The following is a 22415-nucleotide window of genomic DNA, read 5'->3' on the forward strand; positions in this document are numbered from 1 at the left end:
TTATCAGATTTTATGTTTGTTTCTGGTTTATTCGGGGTTCTTTGAGTGATAGTAATCCACAGTTTCAGCGTTCTTGGTGTGTGCTTTATAGAGTGCGCGGACATTGGCAAACTCAAGCAGACCCTTTACAATTCCCTTGTCGTCGGTATAGCTATCGTCCTCGATGGTGTATCCCATGTGTTTGAAATACATCTTCCAACTGGTGTCTTCAACCTCACCTTCGTCGTTGGTCTCAAATCCATTGTCCCAAGCATCGTCGTCACCAGCCATATCGTTGTGGGCGTGGTCACCGGCGATAGACATCAGCGGAGCGCAATATACCTTACCGCTGGTGATGCCATCGTTGGCCATGCGCTGGTGAACGTGAGTTTTGAAGTTCTCCTTCATATCAACAGTTCCTACATAGTAGTTAGAGTTGTAAGCCTTCAGGGCTGTTTCCAACTGGGTGTAGCGAACATTAGCTTTGTAGGTATCGTAGGTGTCGGGGTTACCGTGACCCATGAACAACATAGCGCCTTTCTGTGCATAAGAACTGAAGTTGTCGTTGAGTGCCTTAGCCAACTTATTCACATCTGAAGGATATTCAGCCATCAGAGGATAGCCCAGCTTAAGGGTCATGGTGCTCAGATACTTGTCGTCGAGGTCGCCGTTAGAGTTGTTAGCGAAGTCTTTCATAGCATTGATGACACGTGTGTATTCTTCTCCGGGAATCACCTGCATAGACTGAACGATGATTTCCTTATACTGCACACGTCCGAAAGCCTCCAGCCAGTATTTTGGCTCATAGAAGTTGCGGGGCTTTACGTGTTCGCCAGCCATAGCACGGTTGATACAGATAGCTGAAGAGAACGACAGATAGACGTCGTAACCAGGGAATTCTTTCTTGTATTCCTCTACGGTAAGGTCGAAAGCATCGTATGCCTGCTGCCATGTCGAACCGAATGCAACGACGAGAATTGCCTTGTCGTTTTTCTTCTGTGACTTAACGGTAGCATCTACTTCCTGCTGGTAACGCTCCATGTTTGACAGTTGTCCGCCCTTGGAGTCATCGTCGTCGTCACCACAAGCAACGAATGTTGAGGCAGTCAGCAATGCTACGGCTGCCATCATGAGAAATTTAATCTTCTTCATTGTCTTTTTGTTTGTTATAATGTTGATTATTAAAAATGTTTCTAATCTTCTTTCCTTTCGCAAATCTGACAGTCAGCGAGGCGAAAAGCGTAGTACCCGATGTATTGGTACCGAGGTGTAATCCGTGTGGAGTTTTATCCACATAGTTGAAAATATTATCCACTCCAGCCTCTATACGGTAGGTCATGTGTTTGCTTTTTCCAAGGTCGTGGGTGGTGCTGAGACGCCATATCTGGTATCCCTTACCGTTGCCGTTGGTCTGATAGTAGCGTTTGGTTGACATCTTGCCATAGATGCCGACACCCATCTGATAGTTGGTGGCAAACTGATGGTTCCATGTAGCGAAGACGTTGGCTTTATGGTGTGCCATGCCATCGATGGTGACATTGACCATTCTGTCGTGTGTGGTGTCGTAGATATTGGCTTTGGTATCAAGGTAACTATACCCTGCCCCGATACTCAGATGGTCTGTGGTGTATCGCAGATTGACATCCACACCATAGGTTTTGGCATCTTCCATGTTGTGATAGCGACGCACTTTACTGAGCATCTCACCATACTGTTGGCGGTAAACGTCTGGTGCTTCGCTCTTGGGTATGGTTACCAAGGCTATCATATCATCCACCTTATTATAATATCCCGTAACAGATACGTTGAAATGACCTATGGTATATTCGCCGTTTAGCGAGAAGTAATTGCTGGTTTGTGCCTTCAGGTCGGGATTTCCCAAAAACAGAATGATGCCGCTCATGTCGCGTGCATACTGGTAATTGAGCTCTTTGATGGTGGGTGTCTTAAATCCCTGGCTCCACGATGCTCTAAGTCTGAAGTCGCCAAGTTTAAGCATGGTAGAGAGTTTGGGGGTAAGTTTCCATCCGAAACTCTCGTTGCGGTTGAGTCGGAGTCCGGCTGTCACCTGGAGGATGTGCAGCAGTTGGAGTTCGTCTTGCACATAGATGGCCTCGGTATTATCGTCGGCGGTGCGTCCTTTGATGCTTGCAGGAGCTTTGAGATAATCGTAGCGTGCCTCAATACCGGCGCTGAGTTTGTTGGTTGGGGTGAGTGCAAACACACCTTTTAGATTAAACATGGTGCGCTCCTGATTGCTCATCAGCAGTTTTTGTCCGGTGAAATAGGGGTAGTCGAGAATGAAGTTGCCATCTTCATCGAAGCCTTCTGCCAGTGTTGTCGAGGTGAAAGCGTGGTAATAGGCATGTTTGTTCCAACTGACATCTGCCGTGACGAGGTCACCGCGATTAGTGGTCCATTGCATGCCGGCAACGGCTGAAGCGTTCTTATACTTTAGGTCGTAGTTATAGACATCATATTTGGGATATTTGCCGCTCTTGCGGTATATACCCTTCTGATACCATGATCCTTCGGCATAGAGTTCTAATTGTTGGGTAGGATTCCATGCCAACCGCTCTGCTATCTGCCAATTGGTAAACTCGTTTGCAGTTTTGCTTTTCGAGTCGGTGACGGGTGTTGCCGAACTTGGTGTATGTTCGGTGGCGGTATTCTGCCATCCGTCGTTGTGCTGAAGTTGAAAGTTGGTGTATGATTTCCATTGTCCAAAGCGCAGGGCAATGCCGTTGTGCTGTCTCACATCGTTATGCGATCCGTAGCGTGTCTTGTTTTCAAGCATCACGCCTTCATTATGCTTACGGGTGATAATATTGATGACTCCGGCTATGGCATCGCTTCCATAGAGTGCCGACGAGGCACCCTTGACAATCTCGATGCGCTCAATATTGTTGGGATCGATAAGTCCGAGGTCGTTTTGTCCGCCTACATCACCATGCAGGCGCTTACCGTCGATGAGTATTAGGATATAGGAATTGCCCAGTCCGTTCATCTGCATTTGCGATCCCATGTCGCCCTGTTCGAAGTCGAACGATGCTGACAACTGGGAGAGTATGTCTTCGATGCTGCGTCCGGCAAAGGTTTTCAGCACCTGCCGATTGATGACTTCGGTCTGTACCGGAGCATCTTTCAACAAGTGGCGCGTACCAGTTCCTGTCACCACAACCTCTTGCAGCGACTCCTTGCTCTCAATGGTTTTCTGTGCTAAAACCGGCGGACACACTACTATAGCAAGTAGCAGACCCGCAATGTTTCTGCAAGTCATAATACCCTTATAATTCATTCTAAAATAAAATAGGAAATTGTCAACCCTTAATCCTGAGGGCGCAATGTCTTGTCTGGGCGTTTGCCTGAGATAGAACATATAAGGCAGGTCTTCTGGCTCTCCCCAGTCTGTCATACCTTCCCGAGTTGCCTCAGTGGCGTTATACTGACAAACTTGCTTCAAAGGGGGATTACAGCTGCAGGTACAGCTCCGGTCTTTCACCGGATTCCCTTGCATCATACGGCATCTGCCGTTGATTGCCTTTTCTTTCCGGGTGCAAATGTAGTCATTTTATGTTATATGGCAAAAAAATCATAGAAAAATCGGATTATTATCCTCCTTTTTTGTAATTTCGCACCCATGAAGCATACTTTCGCCCAATTTCTAATAGCGGCACCGGCATCTGGGTCGGGCAAGACCACCATTTCCATTGGTATGATGGCGGCGCTGGTGCGTCGCGGCAGGGTGGTGCAACCGTTTAAGTGCGGTCCCGACTATATCGATACAAAATATCACGGTATGGCGTGCCACCGATCGTCGTACAACCTCGACCTCTTCATGGCGACAGATTCGCACGTGAAGGCTATCTACTCTGAGGCTTCGCGCGATGCCGATATATGTGTGGTGGAGGGCATGATGGGACTTTTCGACGGCTTTCAGCGCCAGCAAGGCAGTGCGGCACATGTGGCAGCCACACTCCATTTGCCGGTAATACTGGTGGTGGATGCCAGCCATACGGGCTATTCGGTGGCACCACTGCTACAGGGTTTGGCGCGTTACGATGCCGATGTCCATGTCAAGGGTGTTATATTCAATAAGGTGGGAAGTCCACGCCACGAACTCATGCTGCGTGAGGCGGCAGCCGATGCAGGGTTGGTGTGTCTGGGATGTGTACCGCGCCAGCGACAAGCGGAGGCTTCGTCGCGCTATTTGGGACTGGACTTTAGTCGTACCACGGATATGGACGAGATGGCAGACCTTGTGGAACAGCATGTGGATATAGACCGGTTGTTGCTGCTGACAAGTGGCGAGAGACCGCAGGAAACTATCGACCATCACACCGATAGACCACTATCAGACTGCCACATCGTAGTGGCTCGCAACGACGATTCGTTTTCGTTTGTCTATCAGCACCATATCGATTTACTGCAACGCTTGGGCAGGGTTACCTTTTTCAATCCCGAAGACAATCAGCCGATACCGGCGGACACCACCCTACTCTATCTGCCGGGAGGCTATCCCGAACAGCATTCAGAGGCATTGCAACGCGCCCAACAAACCAGAGCGAGCATACGCCGCTATGCCATCAGTGGCGGAAAGATACTGGCGGAGTGTGGCGGCATGATGTATCTCTGCAAGGATATCGTCAGCGACGAAGGTACTTATGAGATGTGTGGCGTACTGCCCTACTCTATTGGCAGCCGAAAGAGCGACCGAAAACTATCTTTAGGCTATCGCCGCGTGACAGTTGGAGAGAAGGAATATCGCGGTCATGAGTTTCATTACTCCCAGTTTTTGCCGCCACTGCCCCACTCCGGCGCCGATGTGTTCAACGCTCGCAATGAGCAAACGCCTTCGCCGTTTATCATCGAAGGCAATGTGGTGGCGAGCTATACCCACTTGTATTGGCAGGACGAAGTGCCGTTCTTTGGCAAATGACAATAAACCACAGTAGGACAAAAGACCTTTGTTGCCACTGCTACACAATAAGCATAACGTACTGATATAATGTACGTTTCAACACTTTGGAACATACTTTCCTCAGCAAATCAATTTGTTTTCCTCAGCAAATCAATTTGTTTTCCTCAGCAAATCAATTTGTTTTCCTCGGCAAATCAATTTGTTTTGCTCAACTACATGACGTTTGCAGCCATGCTGAATGACGTTCTCGATGACGTTGAATGACGTTCTCAATGATGCTGAATGACGTTGATGACTATGCAATTTCAATGAGTTTGGTCAGCAAATTCATTGAATTTCCTCAGCAAATTCATTGAAATTGGTCAGCAAATTCATTGAGTTTGCTGAACCACATGACGCTTATAGGTATTTAATCTTCTATATACCAATAGGTTACGCCACATCAAAAAACCACTGAAAAACAGGGTATCAGGACGATACGCAACCCACTGTCTGCTGAAACAACTGTCAGCTACGGCTGAGAAGTGATGCGGAATGAAAGAAAAACAGTCTCCGACAAACAGCGTGTCGGAGACTGAAAAGAGTAGGGGATATCAACTGTTTGGAGTTGAAAAACTGTAGAAAGTACTACTACCTGACATTGTTGCCAGCATAAAAACATCGGCTGGAGAAAACACAGACTTAATATGCCTGTTCGTGAACACCCTTCACAGCACGACCACTGGGGTCGTTCAGATGTTGGAACGAACGGTCCCATGCCAATGCTTCGGCAGTGCTGCATGCCACGCTTGGCACACTTGGAACACTGCGAGCTGCACTATCGGAAGGGAAATGCTCAGCAAAAATACTGCGATAGTAGTACTCTTCCTTATTCTGTGGTGTATTGATGGGGAAGCGCTCGGCGGCATGTGCCATCTGTTCGTCGGTCACAGCGGCTGCGGTAACGGCTTTCAGCGTGTCGATCCACGAGTAGCCCACACCATCGGAGAACTGCTCCTTCTGGCGCCATGCCACTTCATCGGGCAACATATCTGCAAAGGCTTGACGCAAAATCTTCTTCTCCATCATCATGCCGGGACAGAGTTTTGCCTCAGGATTGGTGCGCATAGCGATGTCGAGAAACTCTTTGTCGAGGAATGGTACACGACCTTCCACACCCCATGCCGCAAGACTCTTGTTGGCACGGAGGCAGTCGTAGAGATAAAGCTTAGAGAGCTTGCGTACCGTTTCTTCATGGAAAGCACGCGCATCGGGCGCTTTGTGGAAATAGAGATAACCGCCGAATATCTCGTCGGCTCCTTCGCCAGAGAGTACCATCTTAATGCCCATCGACTTGATGACACGGGCAAGGAGATACATCGGAGTAGAAGCACGTACGGTAGTGACATCGTAGGTCTCAATGAAATAGATGACATCGCGAATGGCATCAAGGCCTTCTTGAATGGTATAGTTGATTTCGTGGTGGACAGTGCCTATGTGGTCGGCCACCAAACGGGCTTTGGCAAGGTCGGGCGCTCCCTTCAATCCAACGGCAAAACTATGAAGACGGGGCCAATAGGCTTTGGTCTTACTGTCGTCTTCAATACGCATATCGGCATATTTCTCGGCTACGGCTGAGATAATACTGCTATCAAGACCACCGCTGAGCAACACGCCGTAGGGTACATCGCTCATCAGTTGGCGGCGTACAGCGGCTTCAAGACCGTCGTGGATAGCAGTCACACTGGCCTTATTGTCCTTCACCTGGTCGTAATCCATCCAATCACGATGGTAATACCGATGCATCTTTCCCTCGCCACTCCAGTAGTAATGGCCTGGCAGGAATGGTTCGTAGTGGTCGCACTGACCTTCGAGCGCCTTCAATTCAGAGGCTACATAGACCTTGCCATCGGCATCATAGCCGATATAAAGAGGGATGACACCTATCGGATCGCGGGCGATGAGAAACTCATCGCGCGTTTCGTCGTAGAGTGCGAAAGCGAATATGCCATTCAATTCTTCAAGGAAATCGATGCCACGATCGCGATATAAGGCTAAAATAACCTCGCAATCGGAACCGGTTTGAAATTGGTATTGATCCTTATAGCGCTCGCGAAGGTCCTTATGATTATAGATCTCGCCATTGACGGCAAGCACTTGGCAGCGATCGGGACTATAAAGAGGTTGCTGACCTGACTCAGGATCGACGATAGACAAACGTTCGTGGGCGAGAATGGCATGGCCTCCACAATAGATACCGCTCCAGTCTGGACCACGATGACGTATTTTCTGACTCATGCGCAAGGCCTTGTCGCGAAGGGCTTGCGTTTGTTCTTCCACATGGAAGATGGCTACTATTCCACACATGATGATATTGTTGTTTTTATGTTTGCGTTGAGGTTAGGATAGGGGAGTGGCTGGATTAGCCTGCAGCCACTTAGGGCTGCAGGGTGAATCCAAACACGAAATAGGCTTTCTGATCACTGGGATTGGCCACCACCTGACCGAAGATAGGCAGGGTGAAGTGGTCGGTGATCTGAATGTCTTTAGAGGCTTTGAGGGCAAGATTGGTAACCGCAAAACCTGAAGTGTTGTAAGTGGTGGTGGCAAAAGGCACCGCACCGGCTGTGGCTGTCCAATCTACACCGCCCAACTTAAACGGAGCGTTGACTTCGAAATAAGATGAATAGGCACGGTCACCGTCTTTGTTGACACCGTCGTTGCCTGCAAAATTGGTGTACCAAGCTGCTGAAACAGGACCGAAATCGTAGCTCACATATCCTTCAAAGATATGGCTGGTGCCATGGGCGTTATAGTAGAAATAACGCTTTTCGGGGGTATTAAACCAATAATCGGTGACACCGATAGAGAATCCACCTACACTGTAACTGGCAGTAAGGTCGAGTTCTTTGTTGTCGTCTTTATCGAGTCCGACACTTCCCCAAGCCGAAAGACTCAGGCCTTTATAGGCAACACCCAAGGTGGGCTGAATACTTACATTGCCGCAATCAGTACCACGCCAGATATAATGGTTTACTACATCGGCAGATAAAGTGGTTTCTACTTTGTCCTGTGCATGGGCGGTAGCGACTGCAAAAAGCAGTCCTACCGATATAAGCAATACATTCTTTTTCATCGTCTTCATGTTTTTTATTGATTAATACTATTGTTGTGATCTCTCAAGAGAGAGGATCAGTTGTAGCAAGTCTCACCGTGTTCGTAGATGTCAAGACCTTCATCTTCAATACGGGCACTAACGCGCAGACCGTGAATCTTCTTAATAGAGTAGAACAGAATGACACCAGTGACTGCTGCCCAAAGGTCGATTATCAGTATACCGAAGGCTTCGGCACCGAGGAATCCCCAGCCATGACCGTAGAAAAGTCCTTCGCTGACAGAGAACAGACCGGTCATCAATGTTCCCAATATACCACATATACCGTGTACAGAAGAAGCACCTACAGGGTCGTCAATGTGAAGTTTCCGGTCGATGAACTCAATAGCATATACAAGAACTATGCCACAAACCAAACCAATGATAATGGCGCCCCAAGCATCAACAGCATCGCAACCAGCAGTAATACCTACCAATCCTGCCAATACACCGTTGAGGGTCAGTGAGAATGAAGGTTTGCCATACTTCATCCAAGTAACAAACATCGTGGCGATACCACCGCAGGCGGCTGCAAGATTGGTGGTCAGGAAGACGTGAGAGATAGCGATGCGGTTTACTTCACCCGTTGCTGCCAACTGAGAACCGGGGTTGAAACCAAACCAACCCATCCACAAGATGAATACACCGAGGGCTGCCAAGATGAGTGAATGACCAGGAATGGCACGGCTCTTGCCGTTTGCATCATACTTGCCGCGACGGGGACCGAGGGCAATAGCACCAATCAATGCCAGCACACCACCTACACTATGAACAATGGCTGAACCTGCAAAATCATGGAACACATGTCCGAAAGTGGTCATCATAAAGCTTTCGGCTGCGTCGTTGCACAACCATCCACCTCCCCAAGTCCAATGGCCTTCCACAGGATAAATAATCAGAGAGATGATAAAGCTATAGACTATATACATAGAGAACTTTGTGCGCTCGGCCATGGCACCGCTGACAATAGTGGCGGAAGTGGCACAAAAGACTGTTTCAAACATCAAGAAACCCTCTACAGGCAGATCACTCTTATAAAAAGAAAGGTCGCCCCAGTTGGGAGCACCGATGAAACCAGCGCCATCGGAGCCAAACATAAAGCCAAAACCTACGAAAAAGAACAATACCGAACCAAGCATGAAATCGACAAAGTTCTTAAACAGAATATTGGCAGTGTTCTTACTGCGGGTGAAACCTGCTTCACACAGCGCAAAACCGGGCTGCATCCAAAATACGAGCATGGCAGCTAACAACATCCATACGGTATCGAGAGAAATTCCTACTTCATTCATAATCTTTTAAATTTTGTGTTTGTGTTATTGTGTTATCCGTTTCTCTTGTTGTGTTTCAATATTACGCAACCAGACTATTTCTTATCGCGCAAAACCGTGTCGCCGTTCTCACCTGTACGGATAGAATAGGTGTCGATAACCTCACTGAGGAAAATACGACCATCACCAATCTCTCCGGTATGGGCTACATTTAATATGACTTTGATGGTTGGTTCGACAAACATTTCACGACACACGATGGTTAGCGCTACACGCTCTATCACATCGGTGTTATACTGAACACCACGATAAATGCGCTCCTGCCTGCTCTGACCTATTCCGTGTACGTCGTGGTACTCAAACCAGTCGATGTCGGAAGAGAGCAAAGCACTCTTCACCTCCTCAAATTTTGTTTTGCGGATGATTGCTTCAATCTTTTTCATACCTTAAACCTTTAATGTTACTAATTATATTAATATGTCGTATTGATAACAAACTGTATTGTTTCGGATGCAAAATTAGTGCAAAAAGTAAGTAAAACAATGATATTTATATCAATAAGAAAATAAAATATTAGTTTTGTTTGCATTTATTATAGTTTTTATTGTAGTTACTTACAATTTGAAAGCAATATAGCCTATTTGCTTTCAAATTAAAAAAATAACACAAAAAGTTATCAAATAAACTTGCAATAAACTTGCAAATACTATCAAATCGACGTATCTTTGCACCAGAAATAAGACATTAAGCAATTAAAAAAGGCAAAAAGATTAGCATGATGAAAGCTAAAGTTCATTTCACAAAGATGCAGGGGGCTGGTAATGACTATATTTACGTCAATACCTTATTATATAATATAGCCAACCCTGAAGAGGCTGCCAGAGTATGGAGCAAGCCTCATACAGGCATCGGAAGCGATGGACTGGTGCTCATCGGTGAGGTGGATATGCCTGAAGCCGACTATTCCATGAGAATATTCAACGCTGATGGAAGCGAGGCGATGATGTGTGGAAACGCATCAAGATGTATTGGTAAATACCTCTACGAAAAAGGGATAACCCATAAGACCGATATCCGACTGTTGACAAAATCGGGCATTAAGACATTACATCTGAACGTTGCCCATGAGAGAGTGTGCAGTGTCACAGTGGATATGTCAGAACCTAAACTGTACAACACAAGGCAGTTTATAGGTTCAGACAATCGGTCGGAACAACTAATCACCTTAACAGCAGACGGAGAGGATTGGCCCGGAACATTCGTGTCGATGGGCAATCCACACTTCGTCATCTTCACAGAAAAACTGAATCAAATAGACATTGCACGAATAGGAAATATACTGGAACACCATGAGGCTTTTCCTGAAAGATGCAATATAGAATTTGCACAAGTCATGGATAACGGACATATCAGAATGAGAGTATGGGAACGCGGAAGCGGAATTACCATGGCGTGCGGAACAGGGGCATGTGCTACAGCGGTTGCAGCAGCACTCACTGGAAGAAAAGGAAGAGAGTCGGTCATTGAAATGGACGGCGGCAACGTCACTATCAAATGGGACGAAACCAACAACCATATATATATGACAGGGCCGGCGGAATTTGTTTTCGAAGGAGAAATAGAACTTCCAGACGGAGAACCGCCCACCAATTGAATACAAACGACAACTTTTAAAACAACCAAAGATATGGCATTAGTAAACGAACACTTTCTCAAATTGCCGAACAATTACTTGTTCGCTGACATCGCCAAAAAGGTGAATGCCTTCAAGACGATGCACCCAAAGTCCGACATCATATCGCTCGGCATCGGTGATGTTACTCAACCACTGTGTCCAGCAGTAGTGGAAGCCATACACCACGCAGCTGATGAAATGGCTATACAAGCCACGTTTAGAGGCTACGGACCGGAACAAGGCTACGACTTCCTGCGTGAAGCCATCCTGAAAAACGATTTCCTGCCTCGCGGAATACATCTCGATATCAACGAGATATTCATCAACGACGGTGCTAAAAGCGATACAGGAAACATACAGGAACTGGTGAGATGGGACAACAGCATCGGTGTGACAGATCCTATCTATCCTGTATATATCGACTCCAACGTAATGATTGGAAGAGCTGGGGTAGTGGAAAACGGACGATGGTCAAATGTTTTATACATGCCATGCACGGCTGAAAACGGATTTATTCCACAGATTCCTAACAAAAGAGTAGATATCATTTACCTCTGCTATCCTAACAACCCAACGGGTACGGTACTTCCTAAGGAGGAATTGAAAAAGTGGGTAAACTACGCATTAAAAAACGATGCGATCATATTCTACGATGCGGCGTATGAAGCATATATTCAAGATGACTCTATACCACACTCTATTTACGAGATAAGAGGTGCAAGAAAATGTGCTATAGAATTTCATAGCTATTCGAAAACAGCTGGATTTACCGGTGTAAGATGTGGTTATACCGTGGTGCCGAAAGATATTACAGCGTCAACACTGACGGGTGAACGCATTCCACTGAACCACCTTTGGTACAGAAGACAATGCACAAAATTCAACGGAACAAGTTATCTGAGCCAAAGAGCTGCACAGGCTATCTATACACAAGAAGGTAAGGAACAGGTGAAAGAAACCATCAGCTACTATATGCGCAATGCACATAAAATGAAGGAGACACTCACTAAACTCGGACTGGAAGTATATGGAGGTGAAAACGCACCATACCTTTGGGTGAAAACACCAAATGGAGAAGGGAGCTGGAGATTCTTCGAACAGATGCTATACGATGCTCATGTGGTATGTACACCAGGTGTGGGATTCGGTCCAAGTGGCGAGGGATACATCCGTCTGACTGCCTTCGGACAACAAGAGAAAACCGACGAAGCACTGCTACGTATAGAAAACTGGTTGAAATAACAACAATATAACAGACAACACAGACACAAAATAACAAAAACACAAACACAAAATAAAAACACAGTGATTATGGCAAATTTAAGATTTCAGGTCGTGGAAGAGGCTTTTCAGAAAAAGCCACTCGACGTAAAAGCTCCATCGGAAAGACCGTATGAGTATTTCGGTAAAAAGGTATTCAACCGCGAGAAAATGTATAAGTACCTGCCGAAAGATGTCTATGAAAAAATGATTGATGTCATAGACAACGGTGCAAGACTCGATAGAAAAGTAGCTGACGCTGTGGCTGCAGGTATGATACAGTGGGCTAAAGAGAATGGCGTAACTCATTACACACACTGGTTCCAGCCTTTGACAGAGGGCACAGCAGAGAAACATGACTCGTTTATAGAGCATGACGGTAAAGGTGGAATGGTAGAAGAGTTTTCCGGAAAACTCCTTGTGCAGCAGGAACCTGATGCATCATCATTCCCTTCAGGTGGCATACGTGCTACTTTCGAAGCAAGAGGATACTCTGCATGGGATCCTACAAGCCCTGTGTTTATCATCGATGATACGTTGTGTATCCCGACCATCTTCATCTCTTACACCGGTGAAGCACTCGACTATAAGGCTCCACTGCTACGCGCATTACATGCAGTAAACGTGGCTGCTACTGATGTGTGCCATTATTTTGACCCAACAGTCAAGAAGGTCACATCTAACTTGGGATGGGAACAGGAGTATTTCCTCGTTGATGAGGGACTCTATTCGGCTCGACCAGACCTCTTGCTCACTGGACGTACACTGATGGGACACGATTCTGCAAAGAACCAGCAAATGGATGATCACTACTTCGGATCTATTCCTGAGCGTGTTGCAGCATTTATGCGCGACTTGGAAATGCAGGCTCTTGAACTGGGAATTCCATGCAAGACAAGACATAACGAAGTAGCACCTAACCAGTTTGAAGTAGCTCCTATATTCGAAGAGACTAATCTCGCTGTCGATCACAATATGTTGCTCATGTCGTTGATGAAGCGCGTAGCTCGCAAACATGGATTCCGCGCTCTGCTGCACGAGAAACCTTTCGATGGCATCAACGGTTCTGGTAAACACAACAACTGGAGCTTATCTACCGACAATGGCGTATTGTTGCATGCTCCTGGTAAGACTCCGGAGGCTAATCTGCGCTTCGTGACCTTCATCGTAGAGACACTGATGGGTGTTTATAAGCACAACGGACTGATCAAAGCTTCTATCATGAGTGCTACTAATGCACACCGTCTGGGTGCAAACGAGGCGCCCCCTGCCATCATTTCATCATTCTTGGGCAAACAGTTGACCGAACTGCTCGACCATATCGAACTCGCAGACAAGGACGATCTATTTACTATGGCTGGAAAACAGGGTATGAAACTCGATATTCCGGAGATTCCTGAACTGCTTATCGATAACACAGACCGCAACCGTACATCGCCTTTTGCATTCACAGGTAACAGATTTGAATTCCGTGCCGTTGGTTCTGAAGCCAACTGTGCATCAGCCATGATTGCACTGAATGCGGCAGTTGCTGAAGCTTTGGTTAATTTCAAGAAGCGCGTTGACGCTCTCATTGAAAAAGGTGAAGATAAGACCAGCGCTATTGTGGAAGTATTGCGTGAGGATATTAAAACCTGCAAACCTATCCGATTCGATGGCAATGGATATAGTGACGAATGGATTGAAGAGGCTACCAAACGTGGTCTTGACGTGGAAAAATCATGCCCGAAGATCTTTGAGCGCTATCTCGACAAGGCAAGTATAGAGATGTTTGAGAAACTCGGCGTGATGAGTAAGAAGGAACTGGAAGCCAGAAATGAGGTGAAATGGGAAACATACACCAAGAAAATACAGATTGAAGCACGTGTTCTGGGCGATCTTTCTATGAACCATATCATACCTGTAGCTACTCAGTACCAAAGTAAATTGCTCGATAATGTACAGAATATGCGCGCCATTTTCCCTGTTGACAAAGCTGATAAACTATCAGCACGCAACATTAAAATCATAGAGGAAATTGCTGAACGCACATCAACTATCGAGAAAGGCGTAGAAGAACTTGTCAACGCAAGAAAGGTTGCAAACAAAATTGCCGATGAACATGAAAAGGCTATTGCATATCATGACACGATAGAACCAAAGATGGACACCATCAGATATCAGATTGATAAACTCGAACTGATTGTTGATGATACCTGCTGGCCATTGCCTAAATATCGTGAACTATTGTTCATCCGCTAATATAAGACTGATGAATAGACATCAATAACAACAAATCTATTTCTTTTTTTGGTTGTTTGAAGTTTGCGCAGGGTTCGATGCTGTGAAGTATCGGGCCCTCATTTTTTATATCTATAGCAATAGCAAGACCAACGTTCCAAAATATTCTCATGCGGGAAATCCCTACTTCCCATCCTACAAAAGCAAGCCCCGCCGTTGTTTCAAAACTGAAACATCGACGGGGCTTGTCTTATCCAAACGTGCCGCGAGCGGGACTCGAACCCGCACAGCCATTACTGGCCAAGGGATTTTAAGTCCCTCGTGTCTACCATTCCACCATCGCGGCAGTGGAATTTGGAATTCGCCTGCAAAGGTACGAATAACTAAGCAGAATACAAAAGAAATTGTTATTTTCTTTTTTTATCACACATAGAAAATGGCGAAGAATTATGGCTTTAGCACCGCCTATCACCATTATTTCCACGCATTAACTCAATGCTAACATACGCTCAATAGGCTTCACGGCATCGCGAGCTGTGGCTTCATCCACCTCTACGGTAGGCCATTCGTGACGAAGGGTATGATAGATCTTCTCTAAAGTGTTCTTCTTCATATAGTCGCACTCATTGCACGAACAACCCAATCCGCCTTCACTAACCTCTGGAGGTACGGGATAGAACATGGTGGTGGGACACTGGCGCTGCATCTCATGCAGTATTCCAGACTCTGTAGCCACGATGTATTCTTGCTCTGGGTGTTCTACCGCATACTTCAAAAGAACTGCCGTAGAACCCACTACATCGGCTACAGCAAGCACAGGACCCTTACATTCGGGGTGTGCTAATACCAGGGCTTTGGGATGATCGGCTTTCAGTTTGGCAATTTCTGCTACCGAGAAACGCTCGTGTACATGGCAACCGCCATTCCATAGAAGCATGTTACGACCCGTAACTGAATTGATATACGATCCTAAGTTATAATCTGGACCAAATATCAACTTTGCATCGGCAGGAAAGGTATCAACTATTTTCTTGGCATTGCCACTGGTCACCACCACATCGGTCAATGCCTTGACTGCGGCAGTGGTATTCACATAACTGATAACCTGATAACCTGGATGCTCCTCTTTATATTTCTTGAGATCTTCTGCACGGCATGAATCAGCCAACGAACAGCCTGCTGTCACATCAGGACAAAGCACTTTCTTCTCAGGAGAGAGTATCTTACAGGTTTCAGCCATGAAGTGAACACCACACATAACTATCATGTCGGCATCGGTTTCGGCTGCCTTACGCGCCAAAGCCAACGAGTCACCAATGAAATCGGCTACCTCTTGTATTTCGCCACGAGTGTAGTAATGTGCCAGAATCAAGGCATTCTTCTCCTTCGCCAACCGTCTTATTTCTTTTTTCAGATCGGTGCCGTCAGCAATAGGTTCATCAATGAATCCTTGTTTTATCCATTCGTTTTTCAACATCACAATATTATATTATTTATTTTTTATTTTAATTTTTAAATAGAAATGTGTATGATAATAGCCTGTTGATAAGTGCAAAACTTTCTTATTGATATTTTGCTTTTTTCGTTATCAACTTGTGGTCACACACTATCCACAATAGGTGTTGATAGTTAAGTGCTGATTTTTAGACCACTGAATAACTTATCCACAATTCCGTATTTTGGTGCAAATTTAATAAGTTTATATCTTTTTTCATCATAATTGCGTGGAAAAGTTGCTAAAAACAACTGTATAAACCTGTGGATATCCATATACCGGAAATGTCGTTGTGGATATTAGTGGATAATTAACACGTTATCCACACGGTTATCAACATAGTTATCCACAATAATTGGTGTTATCGTTTTTTATTTGTAATTTTGTTGCCAACTATGAGAAAGATACGCACGATAGAGATGCAGCGACTGAGTATTGAGGAATACAAGAAGTCGGAAAAGCTGCCTTTAGTGGTTGTCCTTGACGACGTCCGCTCTATGTATAATATAGGTAGTGTATTTCGTACGGCTGATACGTTTAGGGTAGAGGCTGTTTATCTTTGTGGCATTTGTCAGACACCGCCTGCCACTGAGATTCATAAGACGGCGCTTGGCGCAGAAGAGTCTGTGGATTGGCGATACTACAAGACGGCATTTGAGGCTGTCAATGCTTTGAAGAACGATGGTTACGAGGTGTTGTCGGTGGAACAAGTGGAACATTCTACCAAGCTGCAGCATTTCGTTCCTGATCCTTCGAAGCGTTATGCTGTGGTATTAGGAAACGAGGTAAAAGGTGTTCATCAGGAGGTTGTTGATGCCAGCAACGGTTGTTTGGAAATTCCTCAATTGGGCACCAAACACTCCATGAACGTATCTGTTACGGCAGGCATCATTATTTATAAGTTTGCAGAATCGCTCGTTTTGAAACCAGAATAGTTTGCTGTAATCGCTCCGCCATATCTGTTTGTTTCTAAACCAATATACAGGTGTTAACGGGTATAGATACTTATAGGTTGATAACTTTGTGGATAACATCGGTAATCAACTGATTTTTAACTTCATATTCATACTTCTATCACATCTTTGAAACATACATCTCATATCTTTGCACCCAAAAAGTATTAGATAAGCTTTATCGATACACCTTTCAGCTAAAAGATATTAGTCACAAATCGGGCATTAGAAATATAATAATCCATGGTCATGCATGTAATATAATGACCGAATTCGAATAAAGTCGTAGGCGAATGGACATTACCGCTTAATGTGTACAGTTATTTTAGTTTTCAAGAAAATTTCGACCACTCGACCACCGAAGTGTGTATCACATTATCATATAGTACTTTAGGTGGTGGTCGATGTCTGAAAGTTCGACCACCCATCGACCACCAACTTGCGGCAGATAGTTGGTCAGGCTGTTGCTCACAGAATCTAATAGTTCAGTACTTTCCACAAGCATTTTCCTGTCGTTTGCGATGTAGCTGTCGAATGCCGTTCCTTTGTGTCGTAAGAGCGATGGTGCCATCAGGTGTACATCCGATACTACTATCATGCGTTTGAGTTGTGTTTGTTTGGCGTAAAGTGTTGATTTGTCCAATACTGTTGTTATCAAAACAATCTTCAGTCTGTTCATATCCGATATGGATTTTTTTTTCGGCTGTAAAAGTATAGATATGGTGTTACAGCTCGATTTCTATCTTATGGAGAAAGGTTGAACATCATTTTTCAGCATCAATGGTTCGTATATATATAATAGGTGGAACACTTCGGGTTTAACCTTTAACACCATATTTATACGATTATCATACGATTGTAATACCGCTCTTGGATTTTTGCGGTCACAAAAATGTTATATGATTAATAGATCTATGAAAATGAAGAAAGTTTATTATTGTATGTTGATATGATTGCTTAGTGGTGTTTTTGGTTAGTACAAAGGTAACAGCCAACGTTTGTACAACCGGAAGCAACACTTCCTTTAGTATCAGTATTGCTTTCAAACAAGTTGCAACCACTGTCAACACATCCTGCGGCAATACTTTTTAGTTCATAAAAAAAATAGCGGCTAAGCGTTGAAACCAACACTTAGCCGCTCTGCTGTACCCAGACCCGGGCTCGAACCGGGATGGGTTTCCCCACTGGTGTTTGAGACCAGCGCGTCTACCGATTCCGCCATCTGGGCTTATTTAGCGAGTGCAAAGTTACAAAATTTCTTTGAATATCTGTTTATGAAAGGAGAAAAATTATTAAAAATGATTGATTTTTTTGTTCAATATGCAGAAATTGACTAACTTCGTACCGTAAAATAGTTCCTTTAAAGCCTATAACATGGACAACAAACAATATTGCATCATTCTCGCAGGAGGCAAAGGCAGAAGACTTTGGCCCTGTAGCAGAGAGAAAAACCCAAAACAGTTTATAGATTTCTTTGGCTCTGGTCGCACACAGTTGCAACAGACCTACGACCGCTTCACCAAGATATTACCACAAGAAAATATTTTCATCACAACTGCTAAAGAGTATGTCGAATTGGTGAAAGAACAATTGCCCGGCATGAATGTCGACAACATTTTGGCAGAACCAGTAAGTCGCGGCACTGCTCCGGCTGTATTGTGGGCCAACATGCGCATATGCCGTCAGTGTGCCGATGCCAATGTGGTGATTACGCCGAGCGACCAGTTTGTGCTCAACGAAGAGGCTTTCCAACATAATATAGAGGAAGGTTTCCGCTTTGTGGAGCATCATCAGGCGCTGCTCACCATAGGCATCACTCCCACACGTCCAGAACCTGGCTATGGTTACATACAGATGGGTGATGCGATGGAAGGCGCTACAGAGGTCTTCCGTGTGAAGTCTTTTACCGAAAAACCCGATCGCGACTTCGCCAAAGTGTTTATGGAAAGCGGTGAATTTCTATGGAACACAGGTCTTATACAAGCCAACGGACAATATCTGAACAGTTGTTTCCGACAGCTGTTCCCCGATGTGATGAAGCGTTTGGATGCTGTGCGTCCCAACTTCACCTTAGAAGATGAGTTGGAATTTGTAAGCGAGAACTATCCTTCCTATGCCAATCTCTCCATCGACCGAGGTGTGTTAGAGCGCTGCGACGAGGTTTGCGTGATGCACGGCAACTTCGGTTGGGCAGATTTAGGTACTTGGCATGCCATCTATGAATGTAGAAGTCGTGGTGAAGGAGATAACGTGGTGGTCGATTCGGAAGTGATATTGGATGAGTCGCACAATAATGTTATCAAGCTTCCTAAAGGTCGTTTGGGTATTGTCAGCGGTCTCGACGGCTATATTGTGGCCGAGGAAGACAATGTATTGCTTATCTGTAAGAAAGGAGATTCATCTGCACTGGTTCGCAAATATGTGAACGAAGTGCAGATGAAATACGGGGATGAGTTTGTTTGAGACGGTCTGAAATCTACTTAAACTCATTTAGAATCTTATCGGCAATAGCCTGAAATTCCTCCTCAGAGAGTTTCAGTTTCTCTCTACGGAAGTCTGCATCAGCCTCACTCTGCATTGGAATGAGGTGGATGTGGGCGTGTGGTACTTCAAGACCGAGCACCACCTGTGCCACTTTGCGACAGGGGAAAGCGCGCTTGATAGCTGCTGCAACACGCTTTGCAAACTTCTGGTAGCGTGCCAACTCCTCATCGTCCATGTCAAAGAAGTAATCCACTTCACGGCGGGGAATCACCAGTGTGTGGCCTTTCACCAGTGGATTGATGTCGAGAAAGGCATAGAACTCATCGTTCTCTGCACATTTGTAGCTTGGAATTTCACCAGCTGCAATCTTTGAAAAGATGTCCATAAGCATTTGTATTAATATGGTTTAACCCTTCTCTGTGGCCTTTTTGTTTGGATATTAGGCTATAGAGATGTTCTCAATGCGCAGTTTGATGGTGCCGCGTGGTATTTTGATTTCCACTTCGTCGCCAACCTTTTTGCCCAAAAGTCCCTGTGCGATAGGAGTCTGGATAGATATTTTTCCAGCGCGCAAATCAGCTTCATTCTCGCTGACAATGGTATAGGTCATCTTGGCTTTGGTGATGATATTGGTCATTTCCACCTTGGTCAGAATCTGTACCGAGTCGGTGCTGAGTCGTGAAGTATCGATGATTTTAGCTTCGGCAATGGTAGATTTTAATTTGTTGATTTTGTCTTCCAGATGTGCCTGTGCTTCTTTGGCAGCATCATACTCACTGTTTTCACTTAAATCGCCCTTGTCGCGGGCTTCGGCGATTGCTGCAGAGGCCTTTGGTCGCTCAATACTTTCCAATCGCTGCAATTCAGCTATGAGGTTGTCATAGCCTTCTTGTGACATATAAGCCATAATTGTTCTTGTTTTAAAAGGTTTCTGTTTTCTTGTAATATAACTTCACGAGATGCAAAAAAATAAAGAATTCCGACTATGCTCATGTCGGAATCCCCTTTTTCTACTGTGTCTCGTTATCGTTTGCAAAGTTAGGCATTTATTTCCTACTTTCCAAATTTTTCCGATAAAATCCGTCCAAAGCGAAATAGAAGATGACACCGCTGACCCATCCGCCAATCACATCGATGGCATAGTGTGCTTGGATATAGACGGTAGCCATACACATTAATATATAGAAAGGTGTTACGCTCCATAGCAGTTTGCGGCTTCCACTCTTCCAAGCCAATAGCATGAGAATGGTTGTCACACCTACGTGACTACTGGGAAATGCCGCTGTTGGGCGTTCTCCTGCTGCGTGTGCGGCAGCCACCAGATGGTAGCAAAAACCGTCAGACCACCCCGGTATGGGCAGTGACTCGGTGTGGTTGATAAACCATTGTCCTATTTCAGGGAACACCCCGGCGCCGATCTGGTCTGTTCCGGCTGCCAGATAGTAGTATTGCGGACCAGTAACCGGCACGACATCGAAGATGACGTAATAGACAAAAAACGATGTCAGCAGTACGAAAGTGGCTCTTGCAAATCGCTCGTAGCGGTAGCAGAAGTAGTAAAGGCTTACTGCCACCATCAGCGGATAATAACTGGCGTACCCCAGATGCATGAGTTCCGACCACCAATGTTGCGGCATCCACTGTGAAAAGAGCAGTGCGGGTTGGCATCCGAACAGCCATTGATCAGCCGCCGCAAAGTATGGATCGTAGTTGGGCAATAGTTTATTGATCTCATAGGTATCGGGATACCACCATGAGAGGAGTCCGAGTTGCAGCAGTATTCGTGCCAAATGGGTGATGCGACACGGTTTCCATTGATAAATAATCCATGCCAGCAATACCCCGATGACCATTGCCAATCGTCCTATGAGCATGGGTGCAGGCTGTTGGATGCGCGGCCAGAGACATGCCATGAGTGCCAGTGTAAACAGCAGATAGAGCATCATAGCCCACTCTACAGCCAACAGTCCGCGTGTGGGGTGACTGTCATGTGCCACCAGTCTGATAAGGAATTTCGGTGTATGCATGTTTATAGCCATCCCTTTGCTTGATACCATTCCACGCTTTTGCGCACACCTTCCTCCAGTTTCACCTGTGGTTTGTAGCCCAGTTCATTGATGGCAGGAGTGATGTCACAGCGCCAGTTGCGTTGCTTGAGTATGTTAAACTTGTCGTTGTTAAGTGCTGTAACCTTTCCGGTGATATGTCCGATCCATTCGCCGCATGTTGTAACGATGCGTAAAAGCCATATCGGTGCAGTGATGCGAATCCACCAAGGGCGTCCCAATGCCTCATGTATGAGGTTGCTGAAGTCTGCCGACTGATACACTTCACCGTCTGACAGGAAGTATCTGCGGCCTGTTTTGCCTTTCTCCAAAGCCAGGAAAACCGCCTGTACCACATCGCTGACATAGACAAAGGTGATATCTTGTCGTTGGTGGCCTACTGCGAAATCGGTGTGTCCTTTAATGCTTTTAAACTGCAGAAAGTAGTCTTTTTCCCTTGGGCCATACACACCGGTAGGTCTGAGTATCACGTATGGGAAGTCTTTCTGTGTGTCGAGCCATTGCTCTGCTTGCAGTTTACTTTTGCCATAAGCCGTGTTGGGTTGTGGTGTGTCGGTTTCGCAGATTTCCTGATAAGGCAGTTTTTCACGTATAGCACCCATGATACTGAGGCTGCTGATGAACACAAAGCGCTGTATAGGCATTTGTAGGATGCGCAGTGCAGTAACCAAATTCTTGGTACCCTTGGTATTGATGCGCGCAAAGTCGGCTTTGTTGAGACACTTGGTGGCACCGGCAGCATGCACTACATAGTCGAACGAGCAGTTTTGCAACTGTTCCACCAGTTTGCTTTCCGATGAAAGGTCGAGTTCTATGAAGTGTATGCGTGGGTCTTGCAGATAGTCCTTCGAACTCGAACGGCGTATAGCCGCCCATGTTTCGAAACCCTGTCTGATAGCTTCCTCCACGATAAACGAGCCGATGAAACCACTGGCTCCAGTGATGAGAATCTTCATTT

Annotated in this window: 18 protein-coding genes, 2 tRNA genes and 1 riboswitch; of the genes, 6 read left to right on the forward strand and 14 right to left on the reverse strand. The window is 45.6% G+C overall.

All coding sequences use genetic code 11. The features are described 5' to 3' along the window. Nucleotides 1-27: 27 nt before the first annotated feature. Nucleotides 28-1131, reverse strand: coding sequence for a sirohydrochlorin cobaltochelatase (locus tag CIK88_RS04760; protein WP_094434891.1), 1104 nt, complete (start codon nucleotides 1129-1131; stop codon nucleotides 28-30). After that, nucleotides 1118-3259, reverse strand: a complete 2142-nt coding sequence (locus tag CIK88_RS04765; RefSeq protein ID WP_094435048.1) for a TonB-dependent siderophore receptor — start codon at nucleotides 3257-3259, stop codon at nucleotides 1118-1120. Before CIK88_RS04765 ends, CIK88_RS04760 begins: the two co-directional genes overlap by 14 nt. 85 nt (nucleotides 3260-3344) lie before the next feature. Beyond that, nucleotides 3345-3539: riboswitch (cobalamin riboswitch) on the reverse strand. An 80-nt stretch (nucleotides 3540-3619) separates the two neighbouring features. On the opposite strand from CIK88_RS04765, the gene CIK88_RS04770 reads away from it, so the two are divergent. Next, nucleotides 3620-4918: a cobyrinate a,c-diamide synthase gene (locus tag CIK88_RS04770; protein ID WP_094434893.1), complete on the forward strand. Its 1299-nt coding sequence runs from the start codon at nucleotides 3620-3622 to the stop codon at nucleotides 4916-4918. Between the two features lie 663 nt (nucleotides 4919-5581). On the opposite strand, the gene asnB is transcribed toward CIK88_RS04770, so the two are convergent. The 4 genes from asnB to CIK88_RS04790 all read right to left on the reverse strand — a co-directional run bounded on the left by asnB (nucleotide 5582) and on the right by CIK88_RS04790 (nucleotide 9747). Beyond that, entirely contained in the window at nucleotides 5582-7246 is a 1665-nt protein-coding gene (asnB, locus tag CIK88_RS04775) for an asparagine synthase B (RefSeq protein ID WP_094391027.1), read from the reverse strand. A gap of 70 nt (nucleotides 7247-7316) precedes the next feature. After that, nucleotides 7317-8024, reverse strand: coding sequence for a hypothetical protein (locus CIK88_RS04780; protein ID WP_094391026.1), 708 nt, complete (start codon nucleotides 8022-8024; stop codon nucleotides 7317-7319). A gap of 47 nt (nucleotides 8025-8071) precedes the next feature. Beyond that, nucleotides 8072-9325 carry an ammonium transporter gene (locus CIK88_RS04785; RefSeq protein ID WP_094434895.1) on the reverse strand — a complete coding sequence of 418 codons (1254 nt, stop codon included), beginning with the start codon at nucleotides 9323-9325 and terminating at the stop codon, nucleotides 8072-8074. Nucleotides 9326-9399: 74 nt separating this feature from the next. Beyond that, nucleotides 9400-9747: a P-II family nitrogen regulator gene (locus CIK88_RS04790; protein WP_094391024.1), complete on the reverse strand. Its 348-nt coding sequence runs from the start codon at nucleotides 9745-9747 to the stop codon at nucleotides 9400-9402. A 335-nt stretch (nucleotides 9748-10082) separates the two neighbouring features. Here CIK88_RS04790 and dapF point away from each other — a divergent pair, with 335 nt between their 5' ends. The 3 genes from dapF (at nucleotide 10083) to CIK88_RS04805 (ending at nucleotide 14480) form a co-directional block, all read left to right on the forward strand. Then, nucleotides 10083-10958, forward strand: coding sequence for a diaminopimelate epimerase (gene dapF / locus CIK88_RS04795; protein WP_094391023.1), 876 nt, complete (start codon nucleotides 10083-10085; stop codon nucleotides 10956-10958). A gap of 33 nt (nucleotides 10959-10991) precedes the next feature. After that, nucleotides 10992-12221: an LL-diaminopimelate aminotransferase gene (locus tag CIK88_RS04800; protein ID WP_094434897.1), complete on the forward strand. Its 1230-nt coding sequence runs from the start codon at nucleotides 10992-10994 to the stop codon at nucleotides 12219-12221. A 69-nt stretch (nucleotides 12222-12290) separates the two neighbouring features. Further along, nucleotides 12291-14480, forward strand: a complete 2190-nt coding sequence (locus CIK88_RS04805) for a glutamine synthetase III (RefSeq protein ID WP_094434899.1) — start codon at nucleotides 12291-12293, stop codon at nucleotides 14478-14480. Nucleotides 14481-14720: 240 nt separating this feature from the next. Here CIK88_RS04805 and CIK88_RS04810 read toward each other — a convergent pair. Together CIK88_RS04810 and nadA are read right to left on the reverse strand one after the other, a co-directional pair. Then, nucleotides 14721-14805, reverse strand: a tRNA-Leu gene (locus tag CIK88_RS04810). A 141-nt stretch (nucleotides 14806-14946) separates the two neighbouring features. Next, nucleotides 14947-15936 carry a quinolinate synthase NadA gene (gene nadA, locus CIK88_RS04815; RefSeq protein ID WP_094391020.1) on the reverse strand — a complete coding sequence of 330 codons (990 nt, stop codon included), beginning with the start codon at nucleotides 15934-15936 and terminating at the stop codon, nucleotides 14947-14949. 413 nt (nucleotides 15937-16349) lie between these two features. Between nadA and CIK88_RS04820 the strand changes: the two genes are divergently transcribed. After that, nucleotides 16350-16889 (forward strand): RNA methyltransferase, encoded by a 540-nt coding sequence (locus CIK88_RS04820; protein ID WP_094434901.1) that lies wholly within the window; start codon nucleotides 16350-16352, stop codon nucleotides 16887-16889. A 388-nt stretch (nucleotides 16890-17277) separates the two neighbouring features. Here the strand turns inward: CIK88_RS04820 and CIK88_RS04825 are convergent, their stop codons facing one another. Then, nucleotides 17278-17586 (reverse strand): hypothetical protein, encoded by a 309-nt coding sequence (locus CIK88_RS04825; protein ID WP_094434903.1) that lies wholly within the window; start codon nucleotides 17584-17586, stop codon nucleotides 17278-17280. Between the two features lie 467 nt (nucleotides 17587-18053). Further along, a tRNA-Leu gene (locus CIK88_RS04830) sits at nucleotides 18054-18135 on the reverse strand. A 146-nt stretch (nucleotides 18136-18281) separates the two neighbouring features. Between CIK88_RS04830 and CIK88_RS04835 the strand changes: the two genes are divergently transcribed. Then, nucleotides 18282-19370 carry a mannose-1-phosphate guanylyltransferase gene (locus tag CIK88_RS04835; RefSeq protein WP_094434905.1) on the forward strand — a complete coding sequence of 363 codons (1089 nt, stop codon included), beginning with the start codon at nucleotides 18282-18284 and terminating at the stop codon, nucleotides 19368-19370. Nucleotides 19371-19383: 13 nt separating this feature from the next. Here the strand turns inward: CIK88_RS04835 and CIK88_RS04840 are convergent, their stop codons facing one another. From CIK88_RS04840 to CIK88_RS04855, 4 genes are all read right to left on the reverse strand, one after another. Beyond that, nucleotides 19384-19776: an HIT family protein gene (locus CIK88_RS04840; protein WP_094391037.1), complete on the reverse strand. Its 393-nt coding sequence runs from the start codon at nucleotides 19774-19776 to the stop codon at nucleotides 19384-19386. 54 nt (nucleotides 19777-19830) lie between these two features. Further along, complete coding sequence (greA, locus tag CIK88_RS04845; RefSeq protein ID WP_094391016.1) at nucleotides 19831-20298, reverse strand: transcription elongation factor GreA; 468 nt, start codon at nucleotides 20296-20298, stop codon at nucleotides 19831-19833. 139 nt (nucleotides 20299-20437) lie between these two features. After that, nucleotides 20438-21430, reverse strand: coding sequence for a phosphatase PAP2 family protein (locus CIK88_RS04850; RefSeq protein WP_094434907.1), 993 nt, complete (start codon nucleotides 21428-21430; stop codon nucleotides 20438-20440). After that, nucleotides 21421-22413, reverse strand: a complete 993-nt coding sequence (locus tag CIK88_RS04855; RefSeq protein ID WP_094434909.1) for an NAD(P)-dependent oxidoreductase — start codon at nucleotides 22411-22413, stop codon at nucleotides 21421-21423. Before CIK88_RS04855 ends, CIK88_RS04850 begins: the two co-directional genes overlap by 10 nt. Between the last annotated feature and the right edge of the window lie 2 nt (nucleotides 22414-22415).

Origin of the sequence: Prevotella sp. P5-50 (assembly GCF_002251295.1) — a bacterium.
Taxonomy (GTDB): Bacteria; Bacteroidota; Bacteroidia; order Bacteroidales; family Bacteroidaceae; genus Prevotella.